This window comes from Streptomyces sp. S.PNR 29, assembly GCF_030386795.1.
Taxonomy (GTDB): Bacteria; Actinomycetota; Actinomycetes; order Streptomycetales; family Streptomycetaceae; genus Streptomyces.
The window spans coordinates 214,546-230,885 of sequence record NZ_JANUQM010000016.1 but is presented as its reverse complement, the minus strand read 5'-3'; the positions used below and the strand labels follow the sequence as shown (position 1 = coordinate 230,885).

At 70.8% G+C, this 16,340-nt stretch carries 14 protein-coding genes; 13 read left to right on the top strand and 1 reads right to left on the bottom strand.

The genetic code is table 11. From position 1 onward, the window contains the following. Positions 1-105 precede the first annotated feature (105 nt). Complete coding sequence (locus tag NW895_RS35070; RefSeq protein WP_289940866.1) at positions 106-1,542, top strand: DUF1996 domain-containing protein; 1,437 nt, start codon at positions 106-108, stop codon at positions 1,540-1,542. A gap of 59 nt (positions 1,543-1,601) precedes the next feature. Here the strand turns inward: NW895_RS35070 and NW895_RS35065 are convergent, their stop codons facing one another. Next, complete coding sequence (locus NW895_RS35065) at positions 1,602-4,742, bottom strand: glycoside hydrolase (protein ID WP_289940891.1); 3,141 nt, start codon at positions 4,740-4,742, stop codon at positions 1,602-1,604. A 612-nt stretch (positions 4,743-5,354) separates the two neighbouring features. Here NW895_RS35065 and NW895_RS35060 point away from each other — a divergent pair. From NW895_RS35060 to NW895_RS35005, 12 genes are all read left to right on the top strand, one after another. After that, positions 5,355-6,797 carry an amino acid permease gene (locus NW895_RS35060; protein WP_289940865.1) on the top strand — a complete coding sequence of 481 codons (1,443 nt, stop codon included), beginning with the start codon at positions 5,355-5,357 and terminating at the stop codon, positions 6,795-6,797. 551 nt (positions 6,798-7,348) lie between these two features. Further along, entirely contained in the window at positions 7,349-9,241 is a 1,893-nt protein-coding gene (locus NW895_RS35055; RefSeq protein ID WP_289940864.1) for an ATP-binding protein, read from the top strand. 68 nt (positions 9,242-9,309) lie between these two features. Further along, positions 9,310-9,744: a roadblock/LC7 domain-containing protein gene (locus tag NW895_RS35050; protein ID WP_289940861.1), complete on the top strand. Its 435-nt coding sequence runs from the start codon at positions 9,310-9,312 to the stop codon at positions 9,742-9,744. A 2-nt stretch (positions 9,745-9,746) separates the two neighbouring features. Then, on the top strand, positions 9,747-10,118 hold the full coding sequence (locus NW895_RS35045; RefSeq protein WP_289940860.1) for a DUF742 domain-containing protein: 372 nt from the start codon (positions 9,747-9,749) through the stop codon (positions 10,116-10,118). Further along, entirely contained in the window at positions 10,096-10,722 is a 627-nt protein-coding gene (locus NW895_RS35040; RefSeq protein ID WP_289940859.1) for an ATP/GTP-binding protein, read from the top strand. Before NW895_RS35045 ends, NW895_RS35040 begins: the two co-directional genes overlap by 23 nt. A 60-nt stretch (positions 10,723-10,782) precedes the next feature. Beyond that, the gene (locus NW895_RS35035) at positions 10,783-11,361 is read left to right on the top strand and encodes a GAF domain-containing protein (protein ID WP_289940858.1); all 579 of its coding nucleotides are present in this window, start codon (positions 10,783-10,785) and stop codon (positions 11,359-11,361) included. 210 nt (positions 11,362-11,571) lie between these two features. Continuing rightward, positions 11,572-12,600 carry an L-threonine 3-dehydrogenase gene (tdh, locus tag NW895_RS35030; RefSeq protein ID WP_289940857.1) on the top strand — a complete coding sequence of 343 codons (1,029 nt, stop codon included), beginning with the start codon at positions 11,572-11,574 and terminating at the stop codon, positions 12,598-12,600. Between the two features lie 36 nt (positions 12,601-12,636). After that, positions 12,637-13,830, top strand: coding sequence for a glycine C-acetyltransferase (locus NW895_RS35025; protein ID WP_289940856.1), 1,194 nt, complete (start codon positions 12,637-12,639; stop codon positions 13,828-13,830). 30 nt (positions 13,831-13,860) lie between these two features. Next, positions 13,861-14,763, top strand: a complete 903-nt coding sequence (locus tag NW895_RS35020) for a LysR family transcriptional regulator (RefSeq protein WP_289940855.1) — start codon at positions 13,861-13,863, stop codon at positions 14,761-14,763. Between the two features lie 46 nt (positions 14,764-14,809). After that, the gene (locus tag NW895_RS35015; RefSeq protein WP_289940854.1) at positions 14,810-15,397 is read left to right on the top strand and encodes an XRE family transcriptional regulator; all 588 of its coding nucleotides are present in this window, start codon (positions 14,810-14,812) and stop codon (positions 15,395-15,397) included. Further along, positions 15,394-15,927 (top strand): GNAT family N-acetyltransferase, encoded by a 534-nt coding sequence (locus NW895_RS35010; protein WP_289940852.1) that lies wholly within the window; start codon positions 15,394-15,396, stop codon positions 15,925-15,927. Before NW895_RS35015 ends, NW895_RS35010 begins: the two co-directional genes overlap by 4 nt. A 30-nt stretch (positions 15,928-15,957) precedes the next feature. Then, complete coding sequence (locus NW895_RS35005) at positions 15,958-16,317, top strand: MmcQ/YjbR family DNA-binding protein (RefSeq protein ID WP_289940850.1); 360 nt, start codon at positions 15,958-15,960, stop codon at positions 16,315-16,317. Positions 16,318-16,340: the final 23 nt, after the last annotated feature.

Below are 16,340 nucleotides of genomic sequence, written 5' to 3'. Positions count from 1 at the left end.
AATCTGAGAGGTCGCTGAACATTCGGGCCCCGCATCCGTATCGGAGAGAGCTTCGCCGCTCACACCGGAAGTTCTTCCGGCTCCGAAGATGCCTAGAGAGGCCTGATGAGACGCAACACGCGAAAGAGATCGAGGACCACCCGCCGGGTGGTAGGCGCGGTGGCCGCAGTGGCCGTCGGAGCTGGTGGACTGGTGGCGGCCAACATCTATGCCTCGGCCGGTGAAAGCAGCACGGGCGCACAGACCAAGGCAGCGGCCGCCTCCTCCACCATCGACTGCCCCGACGTCGGCCAGCAGCTGAAGGCGGTTCCCGCCCAGGCCCGGGCCCAGGTCGACAGGGAACTGGCGCTGCTCGACAAGCAGATATCCGAGGCGTACCAGCGCCTGTCCACCTCCCAGCGGGCGATTCAGCAGGACGCCAACTTCGCGCAGAACGCGATCGTGGGTCCGCTGAAGGACAAGCGGGCGGCGGCGATCAACCGGATCGTCATCGCCATCGGCCGTGTGACCGCCAAGCCGCAGGGACTCGACGCCCTGGCGGCCTGCACGCTGCGCGCCACCGGCAACCAGACCAACGCCGGTCAGGGCGGCAACAACCAGGGCAACGGCAACGCGGGGAAGACCGGTAACGGTCCCGTCGCCGCCGACTTCGTGGACATCACCAAGGTCCGGCCCAATGTCCGCAACCCGCGCAGGTCGGGGAACGCTTCCAACGGCGTCTTCGTCAGCAAGTGCGGAGTGAACGCCAACAAGCTGTACAACTCCGACAACGTCATCGTCGCCCCCGGTGTCACCAACGGCGCACACCACATGCACGACTACGTCGGCAACCAGGCCAACAACGCCTTCGCGAGCGACCAGGTCCTGGCCAAGGGCAAGACCACCTGTCAGAACCAGGGCGACAGGTCCACCTACTACTGGCCGGTGCTGCGTCTTCAGGACGGCACCCAGGAGTTCGACGCCAAGCAGCTGGGCGGCGGCGCCGAGGGCAACACCGGCCGGATCCTGACGGCCAAGAAGGCCACCCTGGACTTCGTGGGAAGCCCCCGCGGCAAGGTGGTCGCCATGCCCCGGTTCCTGCGCGTCATCACCGGTGACGCCAAGGCGTTCACCAACGGCACGGCCAACGCCAACGCCTCCTGGAGCTGCACCGGCTTCGAGAACAAGGTGCAGCTGAAGGACAAGTACCCGCTCTGCCCCTCGGGCAGCGACGTGGTGCGCACCTTCAAGTTCCAGAGCTGCTGGGACGGCAGGAACATCGACAGCGCCAACCACCGTACGCACGTGGCCTTCGCGGACGCAGCCGGCAACTGCCCGAGCGGCTTCAAGGCCATTCCGCAGCTCGTGCAGCGCCTCGTGTACGACGTGGACGCGCCCAGCCTGAAGGACAACGGAAAGACCCGTCCGCTCTTCGCCCTGGACGGCTTCCCCGAGCAGGCGCACAAGCCGGTCACCGACCACGGTGACTTCATCAACGTCTTCGACCAGAAGCTGATGAACAAGATGGTCCAGTGCATCAACACCGGACGTAAGTGCAGCTGAGTTTCCCGCGTTCCGAGGGGGAGGGGAGCCCGGTCGCGGCTGCCCTCCCCCTCGTCGGCTCAGCGTCGTACGAGTTCGACCCGGTACTGCCGCGTCCGTGACCCGTCCTCGCTGGTCACCGACACGACGGCCACCGTCCGGCCGGGCTCTCCGGCCCGGTCGACCGCGACGGTCGCGTAGGGGTCCCGGGCCGTCGCCGTCACCGCGCTGCGGTGCGGGTCGGCGGTCGGGACCCGGTAGTCGGTCGTGTCCGGGTCGAAGGACGCGACCGGGACGCCGGCCACTTCGACCGACGTGGCCGCCGCGTCCGAGGAGACGCCAGGGGTCTTGGCGTACACCTCGATCTCGCTCATGGTGATGTAGCCGCCTGGACGGGCGTTCATGACCACCCGCACCCCGGTCGCCGGTCCCGAGCTCAGCGGTACGTCGATCACTGGGGTCCCCTCCGTCCCGATCTCGACGGTGTCACTCGCATCGGCCCAGGTGCCGTCGTCGGCCGCCCGCACCTGTACCTTCAGGCTCCCGGGGAAGGAAGCGGTGCTTCCGTCACGGTGGAAGTGCGCCACGACGCGGGTCAGGTCGCGTGCCGTCGGCAGGGTGAAGGTGACGGTGTCGGACGGGTTCTTGGTGGTGCCCGGCTTCCAGTTCGACCAGGCCTTCTCGGAGAGGTCGCCGTTGCGCAGACGCTCCACGGAGTACCCGTTCTCGGTGAAGGTCGCGTCGACCGAGACGTCGTCGTCGGGCGCGATGTTGGCCGAAGCCGGTTCGGTGACCTGCACGCGTACGCTCGCCCGGGCCGTGCCGCCGCCGACGACCCGCGCGACGCCGTGCAGCGTCACGACACCGGCGGTGTCGAACGCCCCTTCAGGTGCCGGGTCCCAGCTCACCGGGAGGTCGGCCCTGCCGCCGTTCTCGCCCACACCGACCACCGTGGCGGGCAGCTCCGGTTTCCCACCGACGTAGGTCTTGGCCCGGCCGGGAAGGGTCGAGGCGATCGTGTCCACGGTGACCACCGCCCGGGCGGGGATCCTGCGCCCGAGGGGATCGGTCGCCGTGCCCTTGACCCGTACCGTCCCGGGGGCGCGCCACGTGCGGTCCGGCGGAAGCGTCCACTCCACGGGGAGGCTGCCGCGTGCGCCGTCACGGAAGACCGGGTTCACCGTCCGCGGCAGCTCGGGCGCCAGGCCGGGGACGGTGAACGCCTCGGCCGGCTCGGTACGCAGCACGGTCTCGTCCGTCACCGCCCACCGCTGGTTCGCCGCCGAGGTCGGGGTGTACGTCGACACCTTCGCGCCGTCCGCGGAGGACTGCCCGGTGACGTCGATCAGGCGGCCGGTGGCGGCGTTGACGAACGTCCAGGTGCCGTCGCCGGTCGTCGACATGATCCACTGGGCGGCTTCGCCGACCCGGCCGCCCTCCGGGGCCTCCAGGACGGCCTGGTCCTCGCGCACCGCGAGCCGCTTGCCGCTCATGGCGTTGGTGAGGGTGTAGCGCTCCCGGTTGTCGATGCCGTGCGTCAGCTTCCTGACGGACCAGAGCTGTTCCGGGCTGCCGGGATCGGTCGCGCGGATGACGACGCCGCTCCCGTCGCCCGACGGCGCCAGGGACTTGCCGCTCTGCGCCCCCTGGAGCCGGTAGACATGGCCGCGCTTGACGAGCGAGGCGTCCTTCGCCACCCCGCTGATCCCCTCGACCAGGAAGGTGGTGACCGACTTGGCCGGGACGGCGAGCGTGGCCGACCGGTCGGTCACCCGGACCGGAGTGCCCCGGACGAGAGCGCCGTCGGCGCTCGTCACCACGGGTGTGACGGTGGCGCGCGGCGAGACGGTGCCGAAGCGCGACAGGTCGAGGGTCACGGAGCGCGCGGAGGTGCCGCTGTTGACGTGCACGACCGTCGCCGCGCGGCCGGACTTCCGCACCGCGGCCACGCTCGACGCGTCGTCGACCTTGACGAAGCGGTCGCCGGGACGGATGTAGTGGGTGAAGTTCCGGATGGTGTGGAACTTCGAGTTGGCCCGGACCGGGCAGGTCTCCAGGGTGTCCTCGGCCGTGCAGTTGAACGGTACGTGGATGCTGCCCCAGTTCTTGCCCGCCGCGGCCTGGGGGATGGAGTCCTCGATCGGCTGCCAGAACACCCAGGCGGAAGGCTCCAGTTCACGCATGTCGTCGACCATCCGGGTGGCGATGCCGAGCCCCGGCTCCATGCCGGTGAAGTCGGTGCCCGTGCCCCAGGTGCCCTCGACCTCGCTCATCCACAGCTTCCGGTCCGCGCCCTTGGCGATGTCGCGTGCGCTGGTGCGCATGCCCGTGCCGTAGGTGTGCACGTTGAGCTGGTCGACGGCGGCCCGGGTCGGGGCGCCGTAGGCGTTCCAGTTCTGGGTGAAGATGCCGGGGTTGGTTTCGTCCATCGCGGAGATCTCGGCCCGGGTCTTAGCCCTGCCGAGCGCCTCATCGAGCGCCAGGAGCACCTTCTGCTGGAGTTCGGGCCCGGCGTGCGCGCCCTCCTGGCGACCGCCGGTGGGCTGGCCGTCCGCTCCGATCTGCGTACCCCAGTAAGGGGTGTTGGGCTCGTTGAGCGGGTCGATGGTGTCGAACCTGATGCGGTGTTCCTTCTCCAGGTGCTCGGCCACGCGCACCAGGTAGGTGGCGAAGTCGTCGACGCGGTCGGCCCGGATCTGGTCGGTGCTCGCGTCGAAGCCCCCGGAGACATATCCGCTGACCGTCTGGAACCACGGTGGTGAGTTGCTGAACGCCTCCCAGCGGGTGACCTTCTTCTTGATCTGGTCCACCCACCAGCGCTGACCCGCGTCGGCGTCCCAGTTCCAGTGGTCCGGGTTGTTCGGATCCCACCACTCCATGTCCTGCCGGGTGGTCCCCGCGGGGGCCTTCCAGAAGCCCTCCATGGTCGCGCCCGTCTTCATGTAGTCCTTGCGGACGTCCGGGGCGTTGCCGCCACCGATGTTGTAGCGCGCGATGTTGAGGCGGAGACCGTCGTCCCCGAACAGCATGTCGACGAGCTTCTTGCGGATGGGGTCCGGGTAGCGGCCGGTGGCGTTGGCGAACCAGACGAGGCTGGTTCCCCAGCCTTCGAACTCCTGCTGCTGGTAGGACGGGTCGACGCGTACCGTGACCGTGTTCGTCGGCGAGGAGGCCGGGGTCGCCGTGGCGATGGGTGCGGTGACGAGGCCTGCGGCGAGCAGGAGGGGGGTGGTGGGGGCTAACGCCCGGGCGACGCGATGCCTAGGGGATCTGCGGGGTCTGTTGGGTCTGTTGGGTCTGTTGGGTGTGCTGGACACGCCACTTCCTCACTGCACGGGGCAAACAGAAACGACCACAACCAATCGAGCTCCCGGCATGGTTAATGACAGAAATGGACACGTCAAGACAACGGTCGCTGCCGTCGAAGAAAAAGAGACGGTGGCCAGGACTCGCCGGCCCCGGATCGGGGCCTCCTGGCCGGAGAGAGGCGCCAGGGGTCGCCCGGCGCGGAATCTCGCGTGCTTCCCGAAGGTAGGAGCGGCACGTGCACCGGACCATGGACAGATGCCACGCTCTCAGTGGCTGTGATTCATACACATGCTCAAACGTCACGTCTCTCGTCGCCGGGGGATGTACGGATTCCCCACCGGTGGTTACTCTCTTGGCTCACTGGGACGTCCGGGCTGTCGCATCGGCCTGTTGACCTGACGATCTCGTCCCCTGAACCGTGCGGTATCCGCAGCGGGCCCCACAGGGCCCCGCGGTGCGCCTCGCCCGCCCCGCGCACTCCATGCAGCCGTACATGCCTGAAACCCCTTCCCCTTGAGGAACTCATGAGTGTGCAACCTGCTCCCACACAGACGTCCGGCGACCCCGGCCGGACGCCCCCTTCCGGCAGCCTCCAGGCCGGGCTCAAGAACCGTCATCTGTCGATGATCGCGATCGGCGGCGTGATCGGCGCCGGTCTGTTCGTCGGCTCCGGCTCGGGCATCGCCGCCGCCGGCCCCGGCATCCTCCTTTCCTACGCCCTGGTGGGCGTGCTGGTGGTCCTGGTGATGCGGATGCTGGGCGAGATGGCAGCGGCCAACCCGACCTCCGGCTCCTTCTCCGCCTACGCCGACCGGGCCCTCGGCCGCTGGGCCGGGTTCACCATCGGCTGGCTGTACTGGTTCTTCTGGGTCGTGGTGCTGGCCGTGGAGGCCACCGCCGGCGCCAAGATCCTGGAGGGGTGGATCCCGGCCGTTCCGCAGTGGGCCTGGGCGCTGATCGTGATGGTCGTCCTCACGGCCACCAACCTGGCCTCCGTAGGCTCCTACGGGGAGTTCGAGTTCTGGTTCGCCGGGATCAAGGTCGTCGCCATCGCCGCGTTCATCGTGGTCGGGGGACTGGCCGTCTTCGGCGTGCTGCCGGGCTCGGAGAACCACACCGCGGGGCTGGCCAACCTCACCGGCCACGGTGGCTTCCTGCCCAACGGCCCCGGCGCGATCCTCACCGGTGTGCTCATGGTGGTGTTCTCCTTCATGGGCAGCGAGATCGTCACCCTCGCCGCCGGCGAGTCGCAGGACCCGCAGCGCGCGGTCGCCAAGGCCACCAACAGCGTCATCTGGCGGATCGCGGTCTTCTACCTCGGCTCGATCTTCGTCGTCGTCACGCTGCTGCCGTGGAACGACCCGGCGATCACCGCCCGTGGCTCGTACGTGGCCGCGCTGGACTCGATCGGCATCCCGCACGCCGGCGAGGCGATGGACTTCATCGTGCTCACCGCCGTGCTGTCCTGTCTGAACTCCGGCCTGTACACCGCCTCCCGGATGGCCTTCTCGCTCGGCGCGCGCGGTGACGCCCCGGCGTCCTTCGCCCGCACCAACGCGCGCGGAGTACCGCGGGCCGCGATCCTGGTCTCCGTGCTGTTCGGCTTCGTGGCGGTGTTCTTCAACTACAAGTGGCCGGACACCGTCTTCGCCTTTCTCCTGAACTCCTCCGGCGCGGTGGCCCTGTTCGTGTGGCTGGTGATCTGTTTCGCCCAGCTGCGGATGCGCGGAATCGTGCTGCGGGAGAACCCGGAGAAGCTGGTCGTGCGGATGTGGCTGTTCCCGTACCTGACGTGGGCCACCATCGCGTTGATCTCGTTCGTGCTCGTCTACATGCTCACCGACCCCGCCGGCCGGGAACAGGTGATCATGTCCGTCCTGGCGGCCGTGCTGGTCCTCGCCGTCGCCCTGGGCCGCGACCGCGTGACCGGCCGCCGCGGCTCCGCCGACGCGGACGCCCCCGTGTAGGCGCGGCCGTATCGTCGTGCCCCCGCCCCGGTCGACACGCCCTGTGACGATTCTGGCCGGCCGGTCGGCGGGGCCGGAAGCCTCCGCGGCGGTCCCGGCGGGCCGACGAGGGGCGGTCGGGTGACGCACGGCGAGGGCCGGGGAGCAACAGGCTCCCCGGCCCTCGCCGTTTCGTCATGACCGCTTCTGACCAGGTTGGATCATTCTCTTTCCATTCGGGCACGGATGCGTGAGTGGCTTATCGGTCGGTCGTACGAACGCTCATACCAGAGCGGGATGCTGACCGTGCGAGTTTGTCAACTGCCCACCGCACATGATGCGGTGGTAACTACTGTGAGTGTCCGTCGGGCGACGCAGGGCGCGTCATGGGATCACAGCCGTGGGATCACAGCGGATCAGGGAGCGGGGTCTGGCACGTGCAGGTGCAAGGCGGACGAGCGAGCCACACCGACCGCGTCGGCCGGCTGTCCCCGGAGTGCGAGGAGACGGTGCCGGGTCCCCCTGGCCCCCAGGCCCGACGGACCAGTACACGGACCAGTTCGAGGACACCGATGTCTCACCTTCGCGCCCCGGCCGCCCGCGCAGACCGCCGTGAGGGCGGGCGGCACGGCCGGCCGGCCGCCCGTACCGCTCCGGCGCTGCCCGAGACCCACATACGGCCCCAACTGCTGCGTCTCGCCGTGCTGCCGCCCGTCGCCGTCGCCCTCAGCGCCTGCGCGGCCGTGCTGTTCACCGTCCGCTCCACCGGAGCACGTCCGGGGCTCACCCTGTGGGCCGTGCTCGCCGGCGCGGTCACGGTGGCCCTCACGGGCATCCTGATCGCCGCCGTGGCCGCCGACCGCGCCGCCAGGTCCGTGCACGACCGCATCAAGGCCCTGCGCCGCAGCACCGCGCGCGGTGAGGACGAACTGCACGCCCTGGTCCAGGCGTTGCGCCGCGGAGACGGCCCACCCCCGCGCGAGCCGCGCGGCGGACCCGCCGAGGACGCCGACGACTTCGAGCTGCTCGCCGCCGACCTGGCCCGCGCACAGGACGGCGCCGTCACCGCAGTCCTCCAGGCCGCCCAGCTCTCCAGCCAGACCGGCAGCGAACAGAAGCTGGAGGTCTTCGTCAATCTCGCCCGGCGACTGCAGTCGCTGGTGCACCGCGAGATCTCCATCCTCGACGAGCTGGAGAACGAGATGGAGGACCCCGATCTGCTCAAGGGGCTCTTCCACGTCGACCACCTCGCCACCCGTATCCGCCGCCACGCCGAGAACCTCGCCGTGCTCGGCGGCGCCGTCTCCCGCCGTCAGTGGAGCAACCCGGTCTCGATGACGGAAGTGCTGCGCTCGGCCATCGCCGAGGTCGAGCAGTACTCCCGCGTCAAGCTGGTGCCGCCCATCGAAGGCACCCTGCGCGGACACGCCGTCGCCGACGTCATCCACCTGCTCGCCGAACTCGTCGAGAACGCCACGGTGTTCTCCGCCCCGCACACCCAGGTACTGCTGCGCGCCGGCCTCGTCACCTCCGGTCTCGCCGTCGAGGTCGAGGACCGCGGACTCGGCATGCAGCTCGACGAGCAGAACCGGATGAACGCCCTGCTCGCCGACCCCGACCAGGTCAACGTCGCCCGCCTGCTCGCGGACGGCCGTATCGGGCTGTACGTCGTCTCCCAGCTCGCCCGGCGGCACGGCATCACCGTCCGCCTGCAGAACAACATCTACGGCGGTGTCCAGGCCGTGCTCGTGGTGCCGGGGGCCCTGCTGGGCACGCCACCGGACGGTCCCGGCGCCGGGAATCAGCAGCAGGACACCGCCGACGCGGAGCCGGCGGCCGTACCACCGCACCCCTCGCAGGCGCACCCGCCCGAGCCCGCGGCGCGCGTGACGCCCGCTGCCCCCACCGCCGTACCGCGGCAGCCGTCGCGTGACACCCTCACGGCGGCCGGCGACGGCGCCCCGCCGCCCCTGCCGGTGCGCGGCGCCCACGAGGCGCGGCCCACCCCGGCCGAGGCCGTGCCCGGCATCCGGCCCGACGGTCAGCGCGTCGTCGCCGAGCACATGACCACGCCGCCCGTTGCGCAGGGCGGTGCCGTGCGCGGCACCATGGGCAAGCCCCAACTGCCGCGCCGCCGCGCCCAGGAGCACATCGTGCCCCAGCTGCGCGAGGGCCCGGCACTCCGCCAGGAGCCCGAACACCTTGTCGGCCACGACCCCGGCCTGATGGCCGCCTTCCAGCGCGGCATCGGTCTCGCCGAGGCCCAGCAGCACCTGGACCAGGAGCACCGGGAACCGGAACCGGCGTACAGGGACCTGACGGCGACAGACCTGACGCGCACCGACACATCACTGCGCGGGGCCGCGCGGCCCCTGGACGCGACCCGCATCACCCGGGAGCGCGGCGTTCCCACGCCCCGCACCGACCACATCACCCGCCACGACGGGAGCGCACCGGCCGGATGACCACCCCCCTTCCCGCCGCCACCCCCGGCGCTCCCGCAGACCCTCGTACCTCAAGGAGTAGATCCAGCATGGCGCCCGACGCACCGACCGCCCAGGTATCCGATCTCGACTGGCTCATGAGCGGCCTCGTGCAGCGCGTACCGCACACGACCGCCGCGGTGCTCCTGTCGTGCGACGGGCTCGTGAAGTCCGTCCACGGCCTGGACCCGGACAGCGCCGACCACATGGCCGCCCTGGCCTCCGGCCTGTACTCCCTCGGCCGCAGCGCCGGCGTCCGCTTCGGCGACGGCGGGGAGGTACGGCAGGTCGTCGTCGAGCTCGACTCGACCCTGCTGTTCGTGACCACCGCCGGCTCCGGCACCTGCCTCGCGGTGCTCGCCGGCCGTGAGGCGGACGCGGCGGTGCTCGGCTACGAGATGGCGATGCTGGTCAAGAGCGTCCGCCCCTACCTGGTGACGGCACCGCGCCAGCACGCCGCCGAATCGCCGGCGATGAGGCCTTGAGCGTGACGGCGGCCGGCGACGGGCCCTGGCTCGACGACGCGGCCGGGCGGCTGGTGCGCCCGTTCACGGTCAGTAACGGCCGCACCCGGCCGACCGTGGCGCTCGACCTGATGTCGCAGGTGATGGCCACCGGCACCAGCCCTCTCGGCTACCTCGGCCCCGAGCACGCGCAGGCGCTCGACCTGTGCCGCGCGCCCGTCCCGGTCGCCCAGGTCGCCGGCCATCTGAAGCTGCCGGTGGCGGTCACCAAGGTGCTGCTGTCGGACCTCGTCGACTGCGGGGCGCTGACGACCAAGCCCCCCGCGTTGCACCACAACCCCACGGACCGGGCCCTTCTGGAGGCAGTGCTCGATGGACTACGACGACAGCTCTGACTACGACGACGGCACCGACACCGACCCGTTCCCCACCGCGCTCAAGATCCTGGTGGCAGGCGGCTTCGGCGTGGGCAAGACGACCTTCGTCGGCGCGGTCAGCGAGATCGCGCCGCTGAGCACGGAGGAACTGCTCACCACGGTCAGTGAGGGGACCGACAACCTCGACGGCATCGAGAACAAGCTCGAAACGACCGTGGCCATGGACTTCGGCCGCATCACCCTCAGCCCGGAACACGTGCTGTACCTGTTCGGCACACCGGGCCAGGAGCGGTTCTGGTTCATGTGGGACGAGCTGTGCGAGGGGGCGCTCGGCGCGGTCATCCTCGCCGACACCCGTCGCCTGGAGGAGTGCTTCGCCGCCGTCGACTTCTTCGAGCAGCGCGGTATCGCCTTCATCGTCGCCGTCAACGAGTTCGACGGCGCCCACCGCTACGACCCCGAGGAGGTGCGCCTCGCCCTCGACCTCCCCCCGGGGCTCCCCGTCGTGCGCTGCGACGCCCGGATCTCCAGTTCCGGCGTACAGACCCTGCTGACCCTCGTACGCCACCTCATCGCCCACGCGCCGGCCGCCCCCACGACGGGCCACGGCGCCCACATGTGACACCCGCACACCGCCACGGAGCCCGCATATGACGTACGTCCACAGCGACGGAGCCCGACCATGAGCTACGACCCGCCGCGCCCGGCCGGTCGTCTGCTGCTCACCCCCGAGGACAAGGAGGCCCCCGCCCGCACCAGGCGGCTGCACAGCCTCGGGCTGGGGGAGCGCCCGGAGCCCGCCCTCGACGCCTTCGCGGACCGCCTCGCCGAACTCACCCGGGCGCCGTACGCCATGGTCAACTTCATCGACGTCAGCAGGCAGTTCTTCGCGGGCCTGCACACGCCGGGGAGCACCGTCCTCACCGTGAACACCGACGAGGGAAAGCCCGAACTGGGCCGCTACCTTGCGCGGGACCACGGCTTCTGCCCCCATGTGGTGGTCCGGCGCAAGGCGCTGGTCCTGGAGGACGTCTGCGACTACCCGCGGTTCGCGGGCAACCCGGTCGTCGACGAGTTCGGCGTCCGGTCCTATCTCGGTGCCCCTCTCATCGACAGCACGGGGATGGTGCTCGGCACGGTGTGCGCCGTCGACGTGCAGCCGCGGCCGTGGGGGAAGGCCGGTCTGGAGACCATCAAGTCGGCGGCGGCGGAACTGGTGGCCCGACTGGAGCAGCGAGCGGAGGACGGGCTCCCGCTCTGAGCCGGCCGGGTTTCCCCGGGCTGATGAGGTCTGACCGGCTTCCCCGGGCTGGTGAGGCCTGAAGGAAAGCTGTGGCGCCGCTTAAGAAAACCTCGATGGACCGGGGTGGGCGCCGTACGGCAGATTGCTGTGCGATTCCCCTCCCTTTCCCGGCCGCGGGCTCGTTCGGCATGCCCTTCGGCCGGGATCTCACCGTCAGGAGCCGTAGCGTTGAAGGCGCTGGTCAAGGAGAAGGCGGAGCCCGGGCTCTGGCTCGCGGACGTCCCGGAACCCGCGGTCGGGCCCGGTGACGTACTGATCAAGGTGCTGCGGACCGGCATCTGCGGCACCGACCTGCACATCCGGTCCTGGGACGGCTGGGCGCGGGGGGCCATCCGCACCCCGCTGGTGCTCGGGCACGAGTTCGTCGGCGAGGTCGTCGAGACCGGGCGGAACGTTACCGACGTCCGGGTCGGCGACCGGGTCAGCGGCGAGGGCCACCTGGTGTGCGGCAAGTGCCGCAACTGCCAGGCCGGACGCCGGCACCTGTGCCGGGCCACGGTCGGGCTCGGCGTCGGCCGGGACGGGGCGTTCGCCGAGTACGTGGCGCTGCCCGCCGGGAACGTCTGGGTGCACCGGGTGCCGGTGGACCTCGACGTGGCGGCGATCTTCGACCCGTTCGGCAACGCCGTGCACACCGCGCTGTCCTTCCCGCTGGTCGGCGAGGACGTGCTGATCACCGGCGCGGGGCCGATCGGCCTGATGGCCGCGGCCGTGGCCCGGCACGCCGGGGCGAGGCACGTCGTGATCACCGACGTCAGTGAGGAGCGGCTGGAGCTGGCACGCAAGATCGGCGTCAGCCTGGCACTCGACGTGTCGAAGGCCGCGATCGCCGACGGGCAACGGGAACTGGGCCTGCGCGAGGGCTTCGACATCGGCCTGGAGATGTCCGGCCGCCCCGAGGCGCTGCGTGACATGATCGCCAACATGACCCACGGCGGCCGGATCGCGATGCTCGGGCTGCCGGCGCAGGAGTTCCCGGTCGACTGGGCCCGGATCGTCACCTCCATGATCACCCTCAAGGGCATCTACGGCCGGGAGATGTTCGAGACCTGGTACGCGATGTCGGTGCTGCTGGAGGGCGGCCTCGACCTCGCCCCGGTGATCACCGGCCGGTACGGCTACCGCGACTTCGAAGCGGCGTTCGCGGACGCGGCGAGCGGCCGGGGCGGCAAGGTCATCCTCGACTGGACCGCGTGACTCCCTTTCGTTTTCAGGCCTCTTAGGAGCTTCCCGATGTTCGACTCCGTGCGCGACGACCTGCGCGCCACCCTCGACGAGATCCGCGCCGCCGGCCTGCACAAGCCCGAGCGTGTGATCGGCACCCCGCAGTCCGCGACGGTGAACGTCACCGCCGGCGGCCGCCCCGGGGAGGTGCTCAACTTCTGCGCCAACAACTACCTCGGCCTCGCCGACCACCCGGAGATCATCGCCGCCGCCCACCACGCGCTCGACCGCTGGGGCTACGGCATGGCGTCCGTGCGCTTCATCTGCGGCACCCAGGAGGTGCACAAGGAACTGGAGGCGCGGCTGTCCGCGTTCCTCGGCCAGGAGGACACGATCCTGTACTCCTCCTGCTTCGACGCCAACGGCGGCGTCTTCGAAACACTCCTCGGCGCGGAGGACGCGGTCATCTCCGACGCGCTGAACCACGCCTCGATCATCGACGGCATCCGCCTGTCCAAGGCGCGCCGCTTCCGCTACGCCAACCGTGATCTCGCCGATCTGGAACGGCAGTTGAAGGAGGCGGCCGGTGCGCGCAGGAAGCTGATCGTCACCGACGGCGTCTTCTCCATGGACGGTTACGTGGCCCCGCTGCGTGAGATCTGCGACCTCGCCGACCGGTACGACGCCATGGTCATGGTCGACGACTCGCACGCCGTCGGCTTCGTCGGCCCCGGCGGTCGTGGCACGCCCGAACTGCACGGCGTCATGGACCGCGTCGACATCATCACCGGCACCCTCGGCAAGGCACTCGGCGGCGCCTCCGGCGGTTACGTCGCCGCCCGTGCCGAGATCGTCGCGCTGCTGCGCCAGCGCTCACGGCCGTACCTCTTCTCCAACACCCTGGCCCCGGTGATCGCCGCCGCGTCCCTGAAGGTGCTCGATCTGCTGGAGTCGGCGGACGACCTCAGGGTGCGGCTCGCCGAGAACACCGCCCTGTTCCGCCGCCGGATGACCGAGGAGGGCTTCGACATCCTGCCCGGTGACCACCCCATCGCGCCGGTGATGATCGGCGACGCGGCGCGGGCGGGCCGCCTGGCGGAGCTGCTGCTGGAGCGCGGCGTGTACGTGATCGGCTTCTCCTACCCGGTCGTGCCGCAGGGCCAGGCCCGCATCCGCGTTCAGCTGTCCGCAGCCCACTCGACCGAGGACGTCAACAGGGTCGTCGAGGCGTTCGTGGCGGCTCGGGCGGAACTGGACGCCTGAGAACCCCGGAGAGCTGAGAGAATCGATCGCATGATCGAAGCGCGGCGGCTGCACATCCTCCGTGCGGTGGCCGACCATCGCACGGTGACGGCGGCTGCCGCCGCGCTGTACCTCACGCCGTCGGCGGTCTCCCAGCAGCTCACCGCTCTGGAGCAGGAGACGGGCCACCGCCTGGTCGAACGAGGCGCCAAGGGTGTACGGCTGACCCCGGCCGGCGAGATCCTGCTCAGCCACACCAACGCGGTCCTCGCCCAGCTGGAGCGGGCCGAGGCCGAGCTCGCCGCGTACAGCTCGGGCGCGGCCGGCACGGTCACCGTGGCCTCCTTCGCGACCGGCATCACCCTCGTCGTCGCTCCCGCGGTGGCCCGCCTCGCCGACTCGGCCCCCGGCATCCGCATCCGCGTCCAGGACGCCGAGGGCGACGAGAGCCTGCCGATGGTGCTGGACCGGCAGGTCGACGTGGCGGTCGCCGTCGAATACCGCGGGGCGCCTCCGGCCGACGACCCCCGTCTGACGCATGTCCCGCTGTACGCGGAGCCCTTCGACGCGGTCGTTCCCTCGGCCCATCGCCTCGCGGGCGCCGCGGAGGTGCCGCTCGCCGAGCTGGCCAAGGACGCGTGGATCGGCCCGTATCCGGGCAATCCCTGCCACGACGTGGTGATCCTGGCATGTGAGAACGCGGGCTTCCAGCCCCGTATGGAGCACTCGTCGGACGACTTCCGTGCCGTGGTCGCCCTGGCCTCCGCGGACGCCGGGGTGGCGCTGGTGCCGCGCCGGGCGCTGAGGGGCATGGATCTGAGCGGGGTCGTCGTCCGGCCGGTCGACGGGATCGCGCCGACCCGCCGGGTGTTCGCCGCCGTACGGCGGGGAGCGGAGGGGCATCCACTGATCCGCCCGGTGCTGGAGGCGCTGGTGGAGGCGGCACGGGTGTGAGGGCCCCGTAACGTGGGCGTTTCATATCCGGGATAACGTCCCGGATATGAAAAGAGTGGAGGGCGGAAGCCCGCCGGAAGACGCGGTGGATGTCCGGCTCGGCGCGCGGCTCGCCGAGCTGCGTGCCGAACGCGGCTGGTCCCTGGGGGAGTTGGCCGAACGCAGTGGGGTGAGCCGGTCCACCCTGTCCCGGGCCGAGCGGGCGGAGATCAGCCCCACCGCCTCCCTCCTGAACCGCCTGTGCGCCGTGTACGGCCGGACCATGTCCCAGCTGCTCAGCGAGGTCGAGGCGGAGCCCGCCCTGCTGGTGCGGGCCGCCGAACAGCAGGTGTGGGAGGACCGGGCCTCCGGCTTCGTACGCCGGTGCGTGTCCCCGCCGCATGCCGGGCTGCGCGGCGAACTCGTCGAGGCGCGGCTGGCCCAGGGCGCCGACATCGCGTACGACCGGCCGCCCGTGCCCGGCCTGGAGCAGCACATCTGGGTCCTGGAAGGAGTCCTCGAAGTGACGGCACAGGATGTCGAACACCGGCTCGGCACGGGTGACTGCCTGCGGCTGCGGGTGTGGGGGCCCACGCGGTTCCGGTGTGCCGGCCCGGAGGACGTGCGGTACGTGCTGGCGGTGGTGCTGCCGTGATCGTGACCCAGCTGAGTGAATCCCGACTCCTCGACCTGCTGGAGGAGTTGGCCGGCCTGCTGACCGACACCGTGGACGGTGGTGCCTCGGTCGGCTTCCTCTCGCCGCTCGACCGTGCGGAGGCCGTCGCCTGGTGGAAGGGCAGGGCCGCCGCCGTGGCCGCCGGGCAACTCTCCGTGTGGGCGGCCACGGACGGGGACCGGGTCGCCGGCACCGTCAGCCTCGCCCTCCCCGACAAGCCCAACAGCCGGCATCGGGCCGAACTCGTGAAACTGATGGTGCGCACGGACGCCCGCGGACGGGGACTCGGCCGCAGGCTCCTGAGGACCGCGGAGCAGGCGGCCGCCGCTGCCGGCATCACCCTGCTGCACCTGGACACCGAGACCGACAGCCCTGCCGAGCACCTCTACCGCTCCGCCGGGTGGACCCGGGCCGGCGTGATCCCCGACTACGCGGCGAACCCGGCCGGAGTGCTGCGGCCGACGACGCTGTACTTCAAGCAGGTCGGGGCTGCCGCGGTCGACGGGTGATTGTCAGTGGCAGCGGCTACGGTGCCTCCCATGCCAGACGCCGAAGACGTACGCCGCATCGCCCTGTCCCTGCCGGACACCACGGAGAAGATCGCCTGGAGCATGCCCACGTTCCGGGTCGCGGGGAAGATGTTCGCGACCCTGCCCGAGGACGAGACCTCCATGGCCGTGCGCTGTCCCAAGGAAGAGCGTGACGAACTGGTCCTGGCCGAGCCGGAGAAGTTCTGGATCGCGGACCACGAGGCCCAGTTCGCCTGGGTCAGGGCCCGCCTCGCCGCACTCGACGGCGAGGAGGAGCTGCGGGACATCCTCGCCGACTCCTGGCGCCAGGCGGCCCCGCCCCGACTGCTGGAGATACACCCGCGGTTGGGGCTGCCGGCCGCGGACTGAAAAGGGCGAGGGCGACATCGTGG

Bases quoted from the DNA above. Each gene is read 5' to 3' on its own strand.
- NW895_RS35070 (WP_289940866.1), top strand. From the start codon at position 106: ATGAGACGCAACACGCGAAAGAGATCGAGGACCACCCGCCGGGTGGTA.
- NW895_RS35060 (WP_289940865.1), top strand. From the start codon at position 5,355: ATGAGTGTGCAACCTGCTCCCACACAGACGTCCGGCGACCCCGGCCGG.
- NW895_RS35040 (WP_289940859.1), top strand. From the start codon at position 10,096: ATGGACTACGACGACAGCTCTGACTACGACGACGGCACCGACACCGAC.
- NW895_RS35020 (WP_289940855.1), top strand. From the start codon at position 13,861: ATGATCGAAGCGCGGCGGCTGCACATCCTCCGTGCGGTGGCCGACCAT.
- NW895_RS35025 (WP_289940856.1), top strand. From the start codon at position 12,637: ATGTTCGACTCCGTGCGCGACGACCTGCGCGCCACCCTCGACGAGATC.
- NW895_RS35035 (WP_289940858.1), top strand. From the start codon at position 10,783: ATGAGCTACGACCCGCCGCGCCCGGCCGGTCGTCTGCTGCTCACCCCC.
- NW895_RS35050 (WP_289940861.1), top strand. From the start codon at position 9,310: ATGGCGCCCGACGCACCGACCGCCCAGGTATCCGATCTCGACTGGCTC.
- NW895_RS35005 (WP_289940850.1), top strand. From the start codon at position 15,958: ATGCCAGACGCCGAAGACGTACGCCGCATCGCCCTGTCCCTGCCGGAC.
- NW895_RS35055 (WP_289940864.1), top strand. From the start codon at position 7,349: ATGTCTCACCTTCGCGCCCCGGCCGCCCGCGCAGACCGCCGTGAGGGC.
- NW895_RS35015 (WP_289940854.1), top strand. From the start codon at position 14,810: ATGAAAAGAGTGGAGGGCGGAAGCCCGCCGGAAGACGCGGTGGATGTC.